This is a genomic window from Noviherbaspirillum phoenicis (genome assembly GCF_047237965.1).
Taxonomy (GTDB): Bacteria; Pseudomonadota; Gammaproteobacteria; order Burkholderiales; family Burkholderiaceae_D; genus Noviherbaspirillum_A.
The window spans coordinates 2655539-2672231 of record NZ_JBDFLX010000001.1 but is presented as its reverse complement, the minus strand read 5'-3'; the positions used below and the strand labels follow the sequence as shown (position 1 = coordinate 2672231).

At 65.6% G+C, this 16693-nt stretch carries 16 protein-coding genes; 8 read left to right on the top strand and 8 right to left on the bottom strand.

What is annotated here, in order from left to right; translation table 11 throughout:
• Positions 1–106 precede the first annotated feature (106 nt).
• Genes ABC383_RS12135 through ABC383_RS12120 form a run of 4 tightly spaced genes read left to right on the top strand, consistent with a single transcriptional unit; the run spans position 107 to position 3174 of the window.
• The gene (locus ABC383_RS12135) at positions 107–1225 is read left to right on the top strand and encodes a Re/Si-specific NAD(P)(+) transhydrogenase subunit alpha (RefSeq protein WP_413014252.1); all 1119 of its coding nucleotides are present in this window, start codon (positions 107–109) and stop codon (positions 1223–1225) included.
• A 13-nt stretch (positions 1226–1238) separates the two neighbouring features.
• A complete protein-coding gene (locus ABC383_RS12130) occupies positions 1239–1583 on the top strand; it encodes an NAD(P) transhydrogenase subunit alpha part 2 (protein WP_413014250.1) in 345 nt (114 codons plus the stop codon).
• A 5-nt stretch (positions 1584–1588) separates the two neighbouring features.
• Positions 1589–3034: an NAD(P)(+) transhydrogenase (Re/Si-specific) subunit beta gene (locus ABC383_RS12125; protein WP_413016327.1), complete on the top strand. Its 1446-nt coding sequence runs from the start codon at positions 1589–1591 to the stop codon at positions 3032–3034.
• An 8-nt stretch (positions 3035–3042) separates the two neighbouring features.
• The gene (locus ABC383_RS12120) at positions 3043–3174 is read left to right on the top strand and encodes a hypothetical protein (RefSeq protein WP_413014249.1); all 132 of its coding nucleotides are present in this window, start codon (positions 3043–3045) and stop codon (positions 3172–3174) included.
• An 814-nt stretch (positions 3175–3988) separates the two neighbouring features.
• On the opposite strand, the gene ABC383_RS12115 is transcribed toward ABC383_RS12120, so the two are convergent.
• The 5 genes from ABC383_RS12115 to ABC383_RS12095 all read right to left on the bottom strand — a co-directional run bounded on the left by ABC383_RS12115 (position 3989) and on the right by ABC383_RS12095 (position 8666).
• Positions 3989–4189 (bottom strand): hypothetical protein, encoded by a 201-nt coding sequence (locus ABC383_RS12115; protein ID WP_413014247.1) that lies wholly within the window; start codon positions 4187–4189, stop codon positions 3989–3991.
• Positions 4190–4441: 252 nt separating this feature from the next.
• On the bottom strand, positions 4442–5578 hold the full coding sequence (locus ABC383_RS12110) for a UbiH/UbiF/VisC/COQ6 family ubiquinone biosynthesis hydroxylase (RefSeq protein ID WP_413014245.1): 1137 nt from the start codon (positions 5576–5578) through the stop codon (positions 4442–4444).
• A 4-nt stretch (positions 5579–5582) separates the two neighbouring features.
• Positions 5583–6920 carry an aminopeptidase P N-terminal domain-containing protein gene (locus ABC383_RS12105; RefSeq protein ID WP_413014243.1) on the bottom strand — a complete coding sequence of 446 codons (1338 nt, stop codon included), beginning with the start codon at positions 6918–6920 and terminating at the stop codon, positions 5583–5585.
• Positions 6917–7633, bottom strand: a complete 717-nt coding sequence (murU, locus tag ABC383_RS12100; RefSeq protein ID WP_413014241.1) for an N-acetylmuramate alpha-1-phosphate uridylyltransferase MurU — start codon at positions 7631–7633, stop codon at positions 6917–6919. Before murU ends, ABC383_RS12105 begins: the two co-directional genes overlap by 4 nt.
• Before the next feature lie 7 nt (positions 7634–7640).
• A complete protein-coding gene (locus ABC383_RS12095; protein ID WP_413014239.1) occupies positions 7641–8666 on the bottom strand; it encodes an aminoglycoside phosphotransferase family protein in 1026 nt (341 codons plus the stop codon).
• 156 nt (positions 8667–8822) lie between these two features.
• Between ABC383_RS12095 and ABC383_RS12090 the strand changes: the two genes are divergently transcribed.
• Genes ABC383_RS12090 through rsmA form a run of 4 tightly spaced genes read left to right on the top strand, consistent with a single transcriptional unit; the run spans position 8823 to position 14356 of the window.
• Positions 8823–11009, top strand: a complete 2187-nt coding sequence (locus tag ABC383_RS12090) for an LPS-assembly protein LptD (protein ID WP_413014237.1) — start codon at positions 8823–8825, stop codon at positions 11007–11009.
• Positions 11010–11043: 34 nt separating this feature from the next.
• Positions 11044–12540 carry a peptidylprolyl isomerase gene (locus tag ABC383_RS12085; RefSeq protein ID WP_413014236.1) on the top strand — a complete coding sequence of 499 codons (1497 nt, stop codon included), beginning with the start codon at positions 11044–11046 and terminating at the stop codon, positions 12538–12540.
• Between the two features lie 5 nt (positions 12541–12545).
• The gene (pdxA, locus tag ABC383_RS12080) at positions 12546–13589 is read left to right on the top strand and encodes a 4-hydroxythreonine-4-phosphate dehydrogenase PdxA (protein WP_413014234.1); all 1044 of its coding nucleotides are present in this window, start codon (positions 12546–12548) and stop codon (positions 13587–13589) included.
• Positions 13586–14356, top strand: coding sequence for a 16S rRNA (adenine(1518)-N(6)/adenine(1519)-N(6))-dimethyltransferase RsmA (rsmA, locus tag ABC383_RS12075; RefSeq protein WP_413014233.1), 771 nt, complete (start codon positions 13586–13588; stop codon positions 14354–14356). The genes pdxA and rsmA overlap by 4 nt, the downstream gene beginning before the upstream one ends.
• Before the next feature lie 767 nt (positions 14357–15123).
• Here the strand turns inward: rsmA and ABC383_RS12070 are convergent.
• From ABC383_RS12070 to ABC383_RS12060, 3 genes are all read right to left on the bottom strand, one after another.
• A complete protein-coding gene (locus ABC383_RS12070; protein WP_413014231.1) occupies positions 15124–15462 on the bottom strand; it encodes a hypothetical protein in 339 nt (112 codons plus the stop codon).
• A gap of 80 nt (positions 15463–15542) precedes the next feature.
• Positions 15543–16121, bottom strand: a complete 579-nt coding sequence (locus ABC383_RS12065; RefSeq protein ID WP_413014229.1) for a chromate transporter — start codon at positions 16119–16121, stop codon at positions 15543–15545.
• Positions 16118–16693: a chromate transporter gene (locus ABC383_RS12060; RefSeq protein ID WP_413014227.1), complete on the bottom strand. Its 576-nt coding sequence runs from the start codon at positions 16691–16693 to the stop codon at positions 16118–16120. The genes ABC383_RS12065 and ABC383_RS12060 overlap by 4 nt, the downstream gene beginning before the upstream one ends.

Sequence of the window (16693 nt, the reverse complement as noted above, 5' to 3'; positions counted from 1 at the left end):
CTTCAAGAAAAGCGGAAGTGCAGTTGCGGAACTAAAAAAAGAACGGTTGTTCCTTTTTTGCAAAGCCGTGTAAGATCGGTGCCAAGAAAATAACCTGGAGGTAGGCATGAGGATAGGGATTCCGGCCGAAACAAGGCTGGGTGAGACAAGGGTGGCCGCCACCCCCGAGACCGTCAAGAAGCTGGTGGCGGCCAAACATGAGCTGGTGGTGGAGGCCGGCGCCGGCATCCGCTCCAGCGTGACCGACGAGGCCTATGCCGTCGCCGGCGCCCGGATCGGCAGCGCGGCCGATGCCTTCGGCGCCGACATGGTGCTCAAGGTCCGTGCCCCCAACCCCGAGGAACTCGGCCTGCTGCGCCCCGGCACCGTCGTCATCGGCATGTTGAATCCCTTCGACGCCGAGAACATCGCCGTCATGGCCCAGCGCGGTCTCTCCGCCTTCGCGCTCGAAGCCGCGCCCCGCATCACCCGCGCCCAGAGCATGGACGTGCTGTCTTCCCAGGCCAACATCGCCGGCTACAAGGCCGTCATGCTCGCCGCCAATACCTACCAGCGCTTCATGCCCATGCTCATGACCGCCGCCGGCACCGTCAAGGCCGCCCGCGTGCTCATCATGGGCGTGGGCGTGGCCGGCCTGCAGGCCATCGCCACGGCCAAGCGCCTGGGCGCCGTGATCGAAGCCTCCGACGTGCGCCCGCCGGTCAAGGAACAGGTCGAGTCGCTCGGCGCGAAGTTCATCGACGTGCCCTTCCTCACCGACGAGGAGCGCGAGATCGCCCAGGGCAGCGGCGGCTATGCCCGCCCGATGCCGGCCGACTGGATGCGCCGCCAGGCCGAGCTGGTGCATGAGCGCGCGAAACAGGCCGACATCATCATCACCACCGCCCTGATCCCCGGCCGCCGCGCCCCAGTGCTGATCGGCGAAGACACCGTCAAGGCGATGAAGCCCGGCTCGGTGATCGTCGACATGGCCGTCGAGCAGGGCGGCAACTGCCCGCTGTCGGAACTGGGCAAGACGGTGACCAAGTATGGCGTGCACATCATCGGTGAGCCCAACCTGGCCACGCTGGTCGCGGCGGACGCCTCGGCGCTGTATGCGCGCAATGTGCTGGACTTCCTCAAGCTCATCGTCGACCAGGACGCCGGCCTTGCCATCAACCGGGAAGACGAAATCGTTGCTGCCACGCTGCTGTGCCACGGCGGCGACATCCTTCGCAAACAATAAGGTCGGAGACATCATGGAAGTCAGTCACACCATCATCAACCTCATCATCTTCGTGCTGGCCATCTACGTCGGCTACCACGTGGTCTGGACGGTCACCCCGGCGCTGCATACGCCGCTCATGGCCGTCACCAATGCGATCTCGGCCATCATCATCGTCGGCGCGATGCTGGCGGCCGGCCTGACCGAAGGCCGGCTTGGCCAAATCATGGGCGTGCTGGCCGTGGCGCTGGCCGCGGTCAATGTGTTCGGCGGCTTTCTGGTAACCCAGCGCATGCTGGAGATGTTCCGCAAGAAGGAGCCCAAGGCGGTCAAGACGGCAGAAGCCACGCCGGCGCTGGCCAAGGAGGGCGCGAAATGATGAACATGGCCTTCGTATCGATGAACCTGGTGACGATGCTGTACCTGATCGCATCAGTGTGCTTCATCCAGGCCCTGAAGGGCCTGTCGCATCCGTCCACGGCGCGCCGCGGCAACACCTTCGGCATGACCGGCATGGCCATTGCCACGCTCACGACCATCATGCTGATGATCAAGCTGCAGCAGGAAGCCGCGTCCGGCACCGGGCTGGGCATGTGGGGCGTGCTGGTGGGCGTGGTGGCCGGCGGCGTGATCGGCGCGACCCTGGCCAGGCGGGTCGAGATGACCAAGATGCCGGAACTGGTGGCGGCGATGCACTCGCTGATCGGCCTGGCGGCAGTGGCCATTGCGGTGGCGGCGGTCTCCGAGCCCTGGGCCTTCGGCATCTCGGCGCACAACCAGCCGATCCCGATCGGCAACCGCATCGAGCTGTTCATCGGCACCTTCGTGGGCGCGATCACCTTCTCGGGCTCGGTGATTGCGTTCGGCAAGCTGGCCGGCAAGTACAAGTTCCGGCTGTTCCAGGGTGCGCCGGTGAGCTTTCCGGGGCAGCACATGGTCAACCTGGTGCTGGCGGTGCTGATGATCGGGTTGGGCATCGTGTTCACGATGACGCAGGACTGGACGCCCTTCATCCTGATGACGGCGATCGCCTTCGTGCTGGGCGTGCTGATCATCATCCCGATCGGCGGCGCGGACATGCCGGTGGTGGTGTCGATGCTGAACAGCTATTCCGGCTGGGCGGCGGCGGGCATCGGCTTCTCGCTGAACAACTCGATGCTGATCATTGCCGGCTCGCTGGTGGGGTCCTCCGGCGCGATCCTGTCCTACATCATGTGCAAGGCGATGAACCGGTCGTTCTTCAACGTGATCCTGGGCGGCTTCGGCGGCGAGGCAGCGGCGGCGGGCGGCGGCGCGCAGCAGCAGCGCAACGTGAAGTCGGGCTCGGCGGACGATGCGGCCTTCCTGATGGGCAATGCCGAGACGGTGATCATCGTGCCGGGCTACGGCCTGGCGGTGGCGCGGGCGCAGCATGCGTTGAAGGAGCTGACCGAGAAGCTGACCCACAAGGGCGTGACGGTGAAATATGCGATCCACCCGGTGGCGGGGCGCATGCCGGGGCACATGAACGTGCTGCTGGCCGAAGCCGAAGTGCCGTACGACCAGGTGTTCGAGATGGAGGACATCAACAGCGAGTTTGGTCAGGCCGACGTGGTGCTGGTGCTGGGTGCCAACGACGTGGTGAATCCGGCGGCGAAGGACCCGAAGTCGCCGATCGCGGGCATGCCGATCCTGGAGGCGTACAAGGCCAAGACGGTAATCGTGAACAAGCGTTCGATGGCGGCGGGCTATGCGGGCCTGGACAACGAGCTGTTCTACATGGACAAGACCATGATGGTGTTTGGCGATGCGAAGAAGGTGATCGAGGACATGGTCAAGGCGGTGGAGTAGGGGGAGAGATGGCAGTTGCAGCTGCTTTTGACGTACGCGCAGCGACAGTTGCAGTTGCCTTTGAAGTGGCAGTTGCCGTTGCCGTTGCCGTTGCAGTTGCAGTTGCTTTTGAAGTGGCCGTTGCAGTGAAATCCCGTTGAGCGCGCCGTGTCAGCGGTGCCCGGAGCGGGAAAAGGTGCGGCGTCTGTCTGAGCCAAGCTTTGCTTGGCGAGTTTAGCCGCGCCCCGCTCCGGGTACCGCTGACACGGGGACCCCCGCGCAGCGGGGGCGCGATCATCGGGTCGCCTTTTTTGGTTACTTTTTTGGCGAAGCAAAAAAGTAACCCGGCCGCCGGGACGGACTCCCGGCTTGTCTCCACGGCAGTGAAGCCGTGTTGCGTCACCCGGCAACGCCCGGGCAGCACTGTCGTAGTTGTTGTTCAAAAGGTTTTGAACATTAAACCTTTAACTTCTTCAACTTCAAAAGCAACTGCTGCTTCGCAGTGACGTCTTCACGGCTGGTGAAGCAACACAACCCCACTATCGTCATAACCAGGCCGGGAGTTCGCCCCGGCAGGCGACCTACTTCTTTTGCTTCGCCAAAAGAAGTAGGCAAGAAAAGGCGACCCGGTGATCGCGCCCTCGCTGCGCGAGGGTCCCCGTGCCGTCGATGCATGGAGCGGGGCGCGGCTAAACTCGCCAAGCAAAGCTTGGCTCAGACAGACGCCGCACCTTTTCCCGCTCCACGCACCGACGTCACGGCGCGCTCAACGGGATTTAAAAGCAACGACAACGGCAACTTCAAAAGCAACGGCAACGGCAAAAGCCGACTGCAACTGCCCCCTTCCGGATATTCCGCATGCGCCGCCCCGAACTGTGGGCAGGCATGCGGTGCCATACCCCCAATGACCTGGACTCCATGCCGCGTGCTCCATGCCACCTCGCATGGAGCACGCATATTCAGGCAGCCTTCAGTTCAACAATTGCCTTTCTTCGCTTGCCCCGGCGGGCAGAAATTGCGTTCCGGTACGTCGTAGGCCGGTCCGCAATTGCCTTTCTTGGCTTGTCCGGGCGGGCACTTCGGCGCCGGTGTGTCATACACCACCGGTATGGGCACGACGGCGCATCCCGTTAGCAAAACGCTGGCAAGCAGCGCGGCGATCCTTGGTTTTTTCATGTCTGCTTCCTGTCTTTTGTGCGATCCGGCCGGCATTGCCGCCGTCTCCGCGGCCACTGGATTTGAGGAAGCGACTGTCGGCACCGCGTGGCGCCGCATGCGCTCGGCTGGTCATCCGATACTATCCTGTCACTCCTCTAAAGGTTCTTTAAGGAAACTTTGTGACGTATTGGACGTTATCCGGCGCAATGTTTCAACTGCAAATACTATTCTGTTGTTTTTAAGCAATCAATCTGCTGGACAAGCGATCGCTCAGCGTCGGCCGAACATCATCTGCTCGGCCAGCAGCTGCTTCAGCGGACGCACGGTATCGATCAGCCCCAGCGACAGTCCCAGCAAGCCCTGCGTATGGGCGCCGTCCGGCGCGCTGGCGAAGATGCGGGCCATGGTGTCTGTGACACGGATGGTCAGGCTGCGGTCGCCGCGCCGCTGCACCGCATAGTGCTGCAGTGTCAGCGGCGTGGCGTCCATGGCCAGCATGCGCGCCAGCACGGCGGCGTCGCGCAGGCCGAGGTTCAGTCCCTGGCCGGCAACCGGGTGCAGGGTCTGGGCCGCATTGCCGATGGCGACCATGCGGGCGCTCTGCGCGGCGCCGGTGTTCAGGCCAAGCGGATAGCTGATGCGCGGCGAGACGGTCAGGAAGCGGCCCAGGCGCTGGCCGAAAGCCTGCTGCAGCTGGGCCAGGAAGGCGGCGTCGGGCAGGGCGGCGACCTGGCTGGCGCGGGCCGGGCGCAGGCACCACACCAGCGCATAGCCGTCGTCCTGCGGCAACAGGGCCAGCGGCCCTTCGCCGGTGAAGCGCTCGAAGGCGCGCCCTGCCAGCGGGTGGTCGACGGTGACATGGGCAATCACCGCGGTCTGGTTGTAATCGCGGCTGATCGCCTTGCCGGGCTGGTCGGCGAACAGGCCGCCTTCGGCCTGCACCATCACCCGTGCCTTCAGCGTCGTGCCATTGGCCAGCGCCAGCGTGATGCCGTCGGCCTGCTCGATCCGGGAGGCGATCTGCATCGGACGCAGCACGGTCACGCCAGCCTGCGTCACGGCCGACGCCAGCGCCTGCACCAGGCTGCCGTAGCGGCTCACGTAGCCGAGTTCGGGCAGGCCGAATTCATCGGCGGCAATCAGCGTGCGGCCGAAGTGGCCGCGGCGCGATACATGGATTTCGCGGATCGGCGTGGCGCTGGCTGGCCAGGCGCGGATTTCCTCCAGCAGCTGGCGGCTGCCCCAGGACAGCGCCAGCGAGCGCGGGTCCTGCACTGCCTGCTCCAGGCCACGGGCGTCGATCAGCGCGATGCGGCCCGGCGCGGCGCCATGCCGCACCAGCATCGCGGCCAGCGCCATGCCGACCGGGCCGGCGCCGCCGATGGCGATATCGTAGCTGCGCTCCACGATGTCAGCCGCGCATCACGGCTTCGATCTCGGCCACGGTCTTGGGCGCCTCGGCCGTGATGATGTCGCAGCCGCCAGGCGTGACCACCGCGTCGTCCTCGATGCGGATGCCGATATGCCAGTACTGCTCCGGCACCCCTTCGGCCGGCCGCACGTAGATGCCCGGCTCGACCGTCAGCGCCATGCCCGGCTGCAGCGTGCGCCATGGACGTTCGGCGCCGGCGGGCGCGGCGTCACGGTATTCGCCGACGTCATGCACGTCCATGCCCAGCCAGTGGCCGGTGCGGTGCATGTAGAACTGGCGGTAGTCGCCGTTGGCGATCACGTCGTCGAGGGTGCCGACCTTGTCGCGGTTGAGCAGGCCGGTGTCCAGCATGCCCTGGGCCAGGATCTTCACCGCCGCATCGTGGCCGTCGGTGAAGCGCTTGCCGGGACGGATCTCGGCGATCGCCGCCGCCTGCGACGCCAGCACGATCTCGTACAGGGTCTTCTGGGGACCGCTGAACCTGCCGTTGGCCGGGTAGGTGCGGGTGATGTCGGAGGCGTAGCCGTCGAGCTCGCAGCCGGCATCGATCAGCACCAGGTCGCCATCCTGCAGCACGGCGTCGCCGGCGCGGTAATGCAGCACGCAGGCATTGGCGCCGGTGGCGACGATGGAGGTGTAGGCCGGAAATTGCGAGCCGTTGCGGCGGAACTCGTGCAGCAGTTCGGCCTCGATCTGGTATTCATGCAGGCCGGGTTTCGACATGCGCATCGCGCGCTCGTGCGCGGCCGAGGAGATCAGCGCGGCGCGGCGCATGATGGCAATCTCGCCGGCATCCTTGACCAGCCGCATGTCGTCCAGCAGCAGATGCACGTCGAAGGCGGCCGCCGGCGCGGTAACGCCGGCGCGCACCTGGGAGCGCACCGCCTGCAGCCAGCCCTGCACCTGGGCGTCGAGCTTCGCATTGCTGCCCAGCGCGTAGAAGATGGCCGGCGCATTGGCCATCAGCTTCGGCACTTCGGCGTCCAGCGCCGACACCGCATGCGCGGCGTCGAAGCCGAACTGCTCGCGGGCGGCGTCCGGGCCGTAGCGGTAGCCGTCCCAGATTTCCCGCTCCATGTTCTTTTCGCGGCAGAACAGGATGGACTGGCCGCCAGCCGCGCCGGCCACCAGCACCAGCACCGCTTCCGGCTCGGTGAAGCCGGTCAGGTAATAGAAGTAGCTGTCATGCCGGTAGGGGAAGTCGGCATCGTTGTTGCGCAGCGCTTCCGGCGCGGTGGGGATGATGGCGATGCCGCCACCGCGGGCCTGCATCTGTTCGATCAGTCTGGCGCGGCGGGCTGCGTAAGCTGCTGTCATGGGCGGTTTCCTTGGTAGGGGGCATTCAGTTGGGCCAGGCGTTCCGGCGTGCCGACATCGAGCCAGTCGCCGCGGTAGACTTCGCCGCCGACCTGGCCGCGCGCCGCATATTCGCGCAGCAGCGGCGCCAGCTTGGCGCTGTCGCCGGGCGTGATCGCGTCGAACATCTGCGGCCGGTAGACGCCGATGCCGGAAAAGGTATGGCGCTCCCCGCCTTCATTGGCGATCGAAAAGCTGTTGAGCGCAAAGTCGCCGGCCGGGTTGTGGTCCGGGTTCTTCACCAGGTACAGCCAGGCCACGTCGCGTTGGTCCAGCGGCAGCGGATTGCCCCAGACGTCGTTATCGAGCAGCGCGTCGGCGGCCTGCGAGAAGTCGAAATGCGGCGCCCAGACATCGGCCGCCAGCGCGACAAAGGGCGCTTCGCCCAGCATTTCCCGGGCGCGGGCGATGCCGCCGGCGGTTTCCAGCGCGGTGCCTTCCGGCGAATAGGCAATCGATGCGCCGTAGCGGCTGCCGTCGCCCAGCGCTTCCTCGATCATATGGCCGAGGTGGGCATGGTTGACCACGATCTCGCTGATGCCGGCGCGCACCAGGTTGAGCACATGCCAGACGATCAGGGGCCGGCCGCGCACCTTCAGCAGGGGCTTGGGGCAGCTGTCGGTCAGGGGCCGCATGCGTTCGCCGCGGCCGGCGGCGAGGATCATGGCTTTCATCGCGGCCTCAGAAGGTAAAGCCGACGCCGGAGTCGGTGTTTTCCAGCACGTCGAGGATGCGGATCAGCGGCGCCAGCTCGCGGTAGCGGCCTGCGGTCTTCCTGGTGTATTCCATCACCAGCGGCATGTCGTCGAGATAGGCGGCCTTGCCGTCGCGGTGGTACAGCCGCGCGAAGATGCCCAGCACCTTCAGGTGACGCTGCAGGCCCATGAATTCGAAGTCGCGGTAGAAGCTGTCGATGTCCGGCGCCACCGGCAGGCCGGCGCGGCGCGCCCGTTCCCAGTAGCGTATCGCCCAGTCCAGCACCAGTTCCTCGTCCCACTGGATATAGGCATCGCGCAGCAGCGACACCAGGTCGTAGGTGATCGGGCCATAGACCGCGTCCTGGAAGTCGAGGATGCCGGGATTGCCGCTGTCCATCACCATCAGGTTGCGCGAATGGTAGTCGCGGTGCACATAGACCTGCGGCTGGGCCAGGTTGTTGGCCAGCAGCGCATCGAACACCTTCTGCAGCGCGGCCTGCTGCTTGTCGTCCAGCGTCACGCCGCGGTGCTTCGCGACATACCATTCCGGGAACAGGTTCAGCTCGCGCAGCAGCAGCGCGCGGTCGTATTCGGGCAGCACTTCGGGCTGGCTCTGCGCCTGCAGCAGCACCAGCGCGTCGATCGCGTCGAGGTAGAGCTTGTGGGCGGTGTCGCTGTTCAATAGCTTCAGGTAGGTGGTGGCGCCGAGGTCGGTCAGCAGCAGGAAGCCGCGTTCGGCATCCTGCGCCAGCACCTTGGGCACGGACACGCCGGTCTTGCCGAATACCTCGGCCACATGGATGAAGGGCTTCACGTCTTCCTGAGGCGGCGGCGCGTCCATCAGGATGTAGGTGTCGCCGTCGGCGCCGTCGACGCGGAAGTAGCGGCGGAAGCTGGCGTCGGCCGACGCCGGGCGCAGGGTGTCGCAACGCAGCGCGGGCGCGGTCAGCGTCGCCAGCCACTGGCTGGCCTGTTCCAGGCGCGGATCGTTAGGGAATTGCTCGGGCATGATGCGGTATCGGATAGCGTCTGAAAGTGGTCCGGGAGCGGGCCCGGGATGGTCAGGGAGTCGTCCGGCAAAGCGGGCGGACTGCGGAGTTCTCATATAATAAGGGATTCAACCTAAAAAATCCGCCTCCTTTATGGTGTTGCAATTCCCCTGTTCATGACTCGCCGCCAACGCTATTTCCGCACCCGGCCCGCGGTGCGTGCGCTGACGCTGGCCGTGCTTGCCTCGCTGCCCGCGCTGGCCGCCGCCCAGACCAAGTACCAGCGCCCCGTGGACGATCCGAACGCGCCCACCACGCTGGGCGCGGAGCGCCTGACCGGCCGGCCCGACCGCGAGATCACGCTGGAGCGCGACGCCGAAGTCACCCGCGGCGGCACCACGCTCAATGCCGACCGTGCCGAATACGACATCGTCGACGACCGGGTCAAGGCCAGCGGCAACGTCCGGCTGAAGCGCTTCAAGGACCGCTTCACCGGCGACGACGCCAACCTGAAGCTCGACACCGGCGAAGGGTATATCGACAATCCGACCTACCACCTGGAAATGCGCAATGCGCAGGGCAAGGCCGACCGCATCGACTTCGAGTCGGACGACCGCTCGGTGGTGCACAACGGCACTTACAGCACCTGCGAGGCGCCGGACCAGGACTGGTACCTGTCGTCGCGCACCATCAATCTCGACAGCGGGCGCGACATCGGCACGGCCGAGCGGGCAGTGCTGTACTTCAAGGGCGTGCCGCTGCTGGCCTCGCCCTACATGAGCTTTCCGCTGTCGGACCAGCGCAAGACCGGCTTTCTGCCGCCCACCTTCGGCACCAGCAACCGCAACGGCATCGAAGCCTCGACGCCTTACTACATCAACATTGCGCCCAACCGCGACCTGACGCTGTATCCACGCATGATCTCCCAGCGCGGCCTGCAGCTCGGCGCCCATGCGCGCTACCTGGGCGACGGCTATTACGGGCAGACGCGGGTGGAAGGCCTGATGAACGACAGCCAGACCGGCCAGAGCCGCGGCGCGCTGACCATGCTGCATAGCCAGAGGCTGGCGCCGTCGCTGTCATTCAATGCCAACGTGAACATGGCATCGGACGACCAGTATCCCAACGACTTCCCGCACAGCATTACCAACAGCCGGCAGCGGCTGCTGGCGCGCGACCTGAGCCTGAACTATGCGCAGCCTTACTGGAACCTGCTGGCCCGCACCTCGAGCTACCAGGTGCTGCAGGATCCGCTGGCGCCGATCGCCATGCCGTATGACAGGCTGCCGCAGATCAGCCTGAACGCGGCCCGCCAGGAACTGGGCGGCTTCGATTTGAGCCTGAAGTCCGACTTCACCCGCTTCTATCATCCGACCCTGGTGCGCGGCGACCGCTCGGTGGTCAATCCGCGGATTTCCTATCCGATCCTGGCGCCCGGCTATTTCGTTACGCCCAGCCTGTCGCTGCATGCAACCAGCTACAGCCTGACCAACCAGGCGGCGGACCAGCCGACCACCCTGACCCGCACGCTGCCCACCTTTTCGCTCGACAGTGGCCTGGTGTTCGAGCGCGATGCAAGCTTTCTGGGCAGGCCGGCCACGCAGACCCTGGAGCCGCGCCTGTTCTATACCTATACGCCGTACAAGGACCAGAGCAAGTTTCCGATCTTCGATACCGCGCTGGCCGAGTTCAGCTTCGCGCAGATCTTCAGCGAAAACCGCTATGTCGGCAACGACCGCATCACCGATTCCAACCAGCTGACCGCGGCCGTGGTGTCGCGCTTCATCGAGGAGGACGGCGTCGAGCGGCTGCGCGTGGCCCTGGGCCAGCGCTTCTATTTCAACCAGCAGCAGGTGGCTGGCAACACCAGCAATGCCGAAAACAAGTCCGACCTGCTGGCCGCGATGTCGGGCCAGGTCACGCCCACGCTGCTGCTGGACGCCGGCATCCAGTACAGCCAGAGCCAGCGCAAGACCAATGCGTCCAGCCTGGGCGTGCGCTGGCTGCCGGGCCCGCAGCAGGTGTTCAACCTGCAATACAAGCGCGACGTGCCGACCGCGGTCGACCTGTTGAACGTGTCCACCCAGTGGCCGATCACGCGCCGCTTCTATGGCGTGGGGCGCGTGAATTACTCGCTGGAGGAAAAGAAGGTGTCGGAAAGCCTGTTCGGCGTGGAATACAAGGCCGACTGCTGGATCTTCCGGGTCGTGGCCCAGCGCACGCCCACTGCGACCAATGTCGCGACTTCCTCGCTGTTTTTCCAGCTTGAACTGAACGGCCTGTCCAGCCTGGGCTCCAATCCCTACAGGGCGCTGCGCAACAACATCCCCGGTTACAACCGCCTCTCCGAATCGGAGCCCTGAACCCAAGGGCAGCACTCTCATGAATCAAGGCACTATGAAAACCGATATCACTTCCCGTTCGCTTCTCCCATCGCTGCGCATCAGGCGCATCATGCCGGCGCTGCTGTGCGCATTGCTGGCCGCGCCTCCTTCCTGGGCGCAGACGCTCAAGGCGCCCGGCGCCGGCGCGGGTCCGCGCCTGGGCGGCCCGGCGACGTCTCCAGCGCCCGCCGCCCAGTTGCCGTCGGCCACAGCCCCGGCGGCGTCCTCCGCTTCCCAGCGGGTACGCCCGATCGACGCCATCGTCGCTGTCGTCAATAACGAAGTCATCACCGCCCAGGAACTGGAAACGCGGATGCAGACGGTCGAGGCGCGCTTGCGCAGCCAGGGCGGCTCCGTGCCGCCGCGCGCCCAGTTCCAGCAGCAGTTGCTGGAACGTATGATCGTCGACCGCGCACAGTTGCAGTTGGCCAAGGAAAACGGCCTGCGGGTCGACGACGCGCTGCTCGACGCCGCGGTGGGCCGCATTGCCGAGCAGAACAACGTCACCGTGGCCGAAATGCGCCGCAAGGTCGAAAGCGACGGCGTGAGCTTCGCCCGCTTCCGCGAGGACATCCGCAACGAAATCCTGCTGCAGCGCCTGCGCGAGAAGGAAGTCGACAGCAAGGTGCAGATCACCGAGTCCGAGGTCGATAACTTCCTGGCTTCCGGCGGCGGCGCCACGCAGGTGGCGCAGCCCGAGATCAACCTGGCGCAGATCCTGGTGCGCATCCCCGAAAACGCCAGCGCCGAGCAGATCGCCCAGCGCCGCGCGCGCGCGGAGGAGGCCCTGCAACAGTTGCGCACCGGCGCCGACTTCGCCCAGATCGCCGCTGCCTATTCCGACGCCAGCGATGCATTGAAGGGCGGCGAGATGGGATGGCGCACGCTGGACCGCCTACCGCAGCTGTTCGTCGACGCGGTGGCGGAGCGACGCGACAACGAACTGGTCGTGGTCAAGAGCGCCAATGGCTTTCACATCCTGCGGGTGCTTGGCCGCCGCACCTCGACCCCGGCCAAGGCAGGCGCTTCGGTGCCGGCCGTCACCCAGACCCATGCCCGCCACATCCTGATCAAGGTGAACCAGGTGGTGCCGGCCAACGAGGCCAGGCGCAAGCTGGTCGAACTCAAGGAGCGCCTGGACAACAAGGCCGCCACCTTCCCCGAACTGGCGCGCATGTACTCCAACGACGGTTCGGCCTCCAAGGGCGGCGACCTGGGCTGGCTGTATCCGGGCGACACCGTGCCGGAGTTCGAGCGCGCGATGAATGCGCTGCAGCCGGGCCAGATCAGCGAGCCGATCGAGTCGCCATTCGGCTTCCACCTGATCCAGGTGATCGAGCGCAAGACCGACGATGTCACGCAGGAGCGCCAGCGCATGATGGCGCGCCAGGCGCTGCGCGAGCGCAAGATCGAGGAGGCGACCGAGGAATGGCTGCGCCAGCTGCGCGACCGCACCTATGTCGAATACCGCTCCGAGGAACTCGGCGCGGCGACCGGCCCGGCGCGGTGAGCGCGATGCAACGTCCAGGCGTGCCGCCCGCCATTGCCATCACGACCGGCGAGCCGGCCGGCATCGGCCCGGAGATCGCGATCCGTGCCGCCTGGGAGCTGCGCCATGAAGTGCGCAGCGTGCTGATCGGCGATTCCGCCTTCCTGGCCATGACCGCCGCGGCGATCGATCCGGACATCAGCCTGGTGGCGCTGTCGCAGATGGCGGTCAACAACAATGGCCTGCCGGCCTTCCCGGCCGGCCGCATCGCCGTGATCGACTGCACGCTGGCGGCCCATGTGCAGCCCGGCGAACTCGACGCCAACAACGGCCGCTATGTGCTGGAGACCCTGGATGTGGCGATCGCCGGCGCCCTGCGCGGCGAGCTGGCCGCCATCGTCACCGCGCCGCTGCAGAAGAGCACGATCAACGACGCCGGGGTTGCCTTCACCGGCCATACCGAATACCTGGCCGAAAAAACCGGCACGCCGCAGGTCGTGATGATGCTGGCCACCGACGCCACGCCCACGCCGCTGCGGGTGGCGCTGGCCACCACCCATCTGGCGCTGAAGGATGTGCCGGCCGCGATCACCGCCGACAGCCTGGCGCGCACGATCGATATCATCGATGCCGACCTGCGCGGCAAGTTCGGCATTGCCGCGCCGCGCATCCTGGTCACGGGCCTGAACCCGCATGCCGGCGAGAACGGCTATCTGGGGCGCGAGGAGATCGAGGTGATCACACCGGCCCTGGAAGCGGCCCGCGCGCGCGGCATCGATGCGCAGGGACCCTATCCGGCAGACACCCTGTTCCAGGCCAAGTACTTGGAGCAGGCCGACTGCGTGCTGGCGATGTACCACGACCAGGGCCTGCCGGTGCTTAAGCACGCCAGCTTCGGCCGCGGCGTCAACATCACGCTGGGCCTGCCCATCATCCGCACCTCGGTCGACCACGGCACCGCGCTCGACCTGGCCGCCCGCGGCCTGGGCCACGCCGACCATGGCAGCATGGTCGAAGCCATCCGCACCGCGGCCCGCATGGCCGCCGCACAAGACAGCAAGGCGCAATGAAACACATACCCCGAAAGCGTTTCGGCCAGAACTTCCTGACCGACCAGGCCGTGCTGCACGACATCATCCGCGTGATCGCGCCGCAGGCCGACGATGTGATGGTCGAGATCGGCCCCGGCCTGGCCGCGATGACGCGGCTGCTGCTGGAACAGCTGCGCGAACTCCATGTGGTGGAACTCGACCGCGACCTGGTCGAGCGCCTGAACAAGACCTTCGACCCGAAGCGCCTGCACGTGCATGCCGGCGACGCCCTGCAATTCGACTTCGCCGCGCTGGCTCCGCCGGACGGCAAGCTGCGCGTGGTGGGCAACCTGCCGTACAACATCTCCAGCCCGCTGCTGTTTCATCTCTCCGAGATTGCGCATCGGGTGCAGGACCAGCATTTCATGCTGCAGAAGGAAGTGGTGGAGCGCATGGTGGCGCAGCCCGGCAGCAAGACCTATGGCAGGTTGTCAGTGATGCTGCAGTGGCGCTACCACATGGAGCTGCTGTTCATCGTTCCACCCACCGCCTTCGACCCGCCGCCGCAGGTGGACTCGGCCATCGTGCGCATGATTCCGCTGGCGCAGCCGCTGCCGTGCGACGCGGCGCGGCTGGAAGAGGTGGTGCAGAAGGCCTTTTCGCAGCGACGCAAGACCTTGCGCAACTGCCTGGCGGGGATGTTCAGCGAGGCGGACCTGGTTGCGGTGGGGATCGATCCGCAGGCGCGGGCGGAAACGGTGGGGGTGGAGGGGTATGTGGCGCTGGCCAATTTGCAGGTGGGGTAGAGGGGCTATTGCGGCGGGGGCGCGAACCCTGCGGTTGCGGTTGCTTTTGACGTACGCGTAGCGACAGTTGCCGTTGGTTTTGAAGTGGCCGTTGCAGTTGCCGTTGCCGTTGCTTTTGACCTTGCCGTTGCTTTTGCCTTTGCCGTTGCCGTTGCTTTTAAGTCCCGTTGAGCGCGCCGTGCCGTCGGTGCATGGAGCGGGAAAAGGTGCGGCGTCTGTCTGAGCCAAGCGCAGCTTGGCGAGTTTAGCCGCGCCCCGCTCCATGCATCGACGGCACGGGGACCCTCGCGCAGCGAGGGCGCGATCACCGGGTCGCCTTTTCTTGCCTACTTCTTTTGGCGAAGCAAAAGAAGTAGGTCGCCTGCCGGGGCGAATTCCCGGCCTGGTCATGACGACAGTGCAAGCGTTTTGCTTCACCAGGGGTAAGGCGTGACTGCGAAGCAGCAGTTGCTTTTGACGTTAAGCCATGTTCAACGAACGCGTTAAACGTCAACTACGACAGTGCTGCCCGGGCGTTGCCGGGTGACGCAATACGATTGCACTACCGTGGAAACAAGCCGGGAATCCGTCCCGGCGGCCGGGTCACTTTTTTTGCTTCGCCAAAAAAAGTAACCAAAAAAAGGCGACCCGGTGATCGCGCCCCCGCTGCGCGGGGGTTCCCGTGTCAGCGGTACCCGGAGCGGGGCGCGGCTAAACTCGCCAAGCTGCGCTTGACTCAGACAGACGCCGCACCTTTTCCCGCTCCGGGCACCGCTGACACGGCGCGCTCAACGGGATTCCACTGCCACTTCAAAAGCAACGGCAACGGCAACGGCAACGGCAACGGCAACGGCTACGGCTACGTCAAAAGCAACTGTCGCTGCGCGTACATCAAAAGCAACTGTCGCTGCGCGTACATCAAAAGCAACTGCAACTGTCGCTGCGCGTACATCAAAAGCAAAAGCAAAAGCAAAAGCAAAAGCAAAAGCAAAAGCAACTGCAACTGCAACTGCAACTGCAACTGCAACTGCAACTGCAACTGCAACTGCAACTGCAACTGCAACTGCAACTGCAACTGCAACTGCAACTGCAACTGCAACTGCAACTGCAACTGCAACTCTTTCCACTCCTCGTCACGCTTTCTTAAGCCCAGCCGTGGCCGGCGCAGCGCCACGAAACACAACGGCTGCTGCTGCAACAGCACCCATCAAATCCACCCGAACCACCCCAGCAGCCCCCCCGCGGCCAGCAGCCATAGCAAATGCACCCGCGTCTTCCATACAACGACCGCAGTGACTGCGGTCAAAAGCCATAGCGGCCAATCCCTGGCGGGATCGCCGTGGGCGCGGCTCATCAGCCAGCCGGTGGCCAGGATCAGCCCGACCACCACCGGCGCCATGCCCTGCTTGAAGGCGCGCACCGCCCGCAGGTCGCGGTTGTTGTGGCCCCAGCGCGAGGCGACGTAGGTCAGCGTGGCGCTGGGCAGGAGGATGCCGGTCATCGTGATGGCCATGCCCATCAGCGCGTTCAGGAGGCTGCCGCTGTTGACGCCTACCTGCCAGCCCATCAGCGCAATGAACAGCACGTTCGGGCCGGGCGCGGCCTGGGCCAGGGTGATGGCGGCGGTGAACTGGGATTCGCTCATCCAGTGCTGCTGGTCCACCAGGTAACGGTGCATGTCGGGCGCGGTGGTGATGGCGCCGCCCACCGCCAGCAGCGACAGCGACAGGTAATGCAGGAACAGGTTGAGCCAGTCCGCCGGATGCATCTGCAGCAGCGCGCTCATGGACGTATCTTCCGCCAGGTCAACACGCAGGTAAGCAGGCCCAGCCCGCCCAGCACATACAGCAGCGGCCACTGCAGCAGCGCCACCGCGCCGAAACAGAGGGCGGCCAGCAGCAGGCAGGCCGGCTTGCCCAGGGGATGGCGTTCCAGCGCGCTGATGAGCTTGATGCCGGTCGCAATGATCAGGCCGGCCGCCACCGCGCCCATGCCGCGCAAGGCCCCCGCCACCTGCGGACTGTCGGCGAAATGGCTGTAGGCCAGCGCCATGCAAAGCACCACCACCAGCGGAAAGGTCAGCATGCCGGCCAGCGCGGTCAGGGCGCCCGGCAGGCCGAAATAGCGGCTGCCTATCATCATCGACAGGTTCACCACGTTGGGGCCGGGCATGATCTGGGCCACCGCCCAGTCTTCGATGAATTCCTCGCGGGTCAGCCAGCGCTTGCGCTCCACCAGCTCATGCTGCACCACCGCCAGCACGCCGCCGAAGCCTTGCAGGGCCAGCAGGGAAAAGGATATGAAAAGGTCGGACAGCGAGCGCGGCTGGGGATGGTCCTGCGACGGAGGCAAATTCAT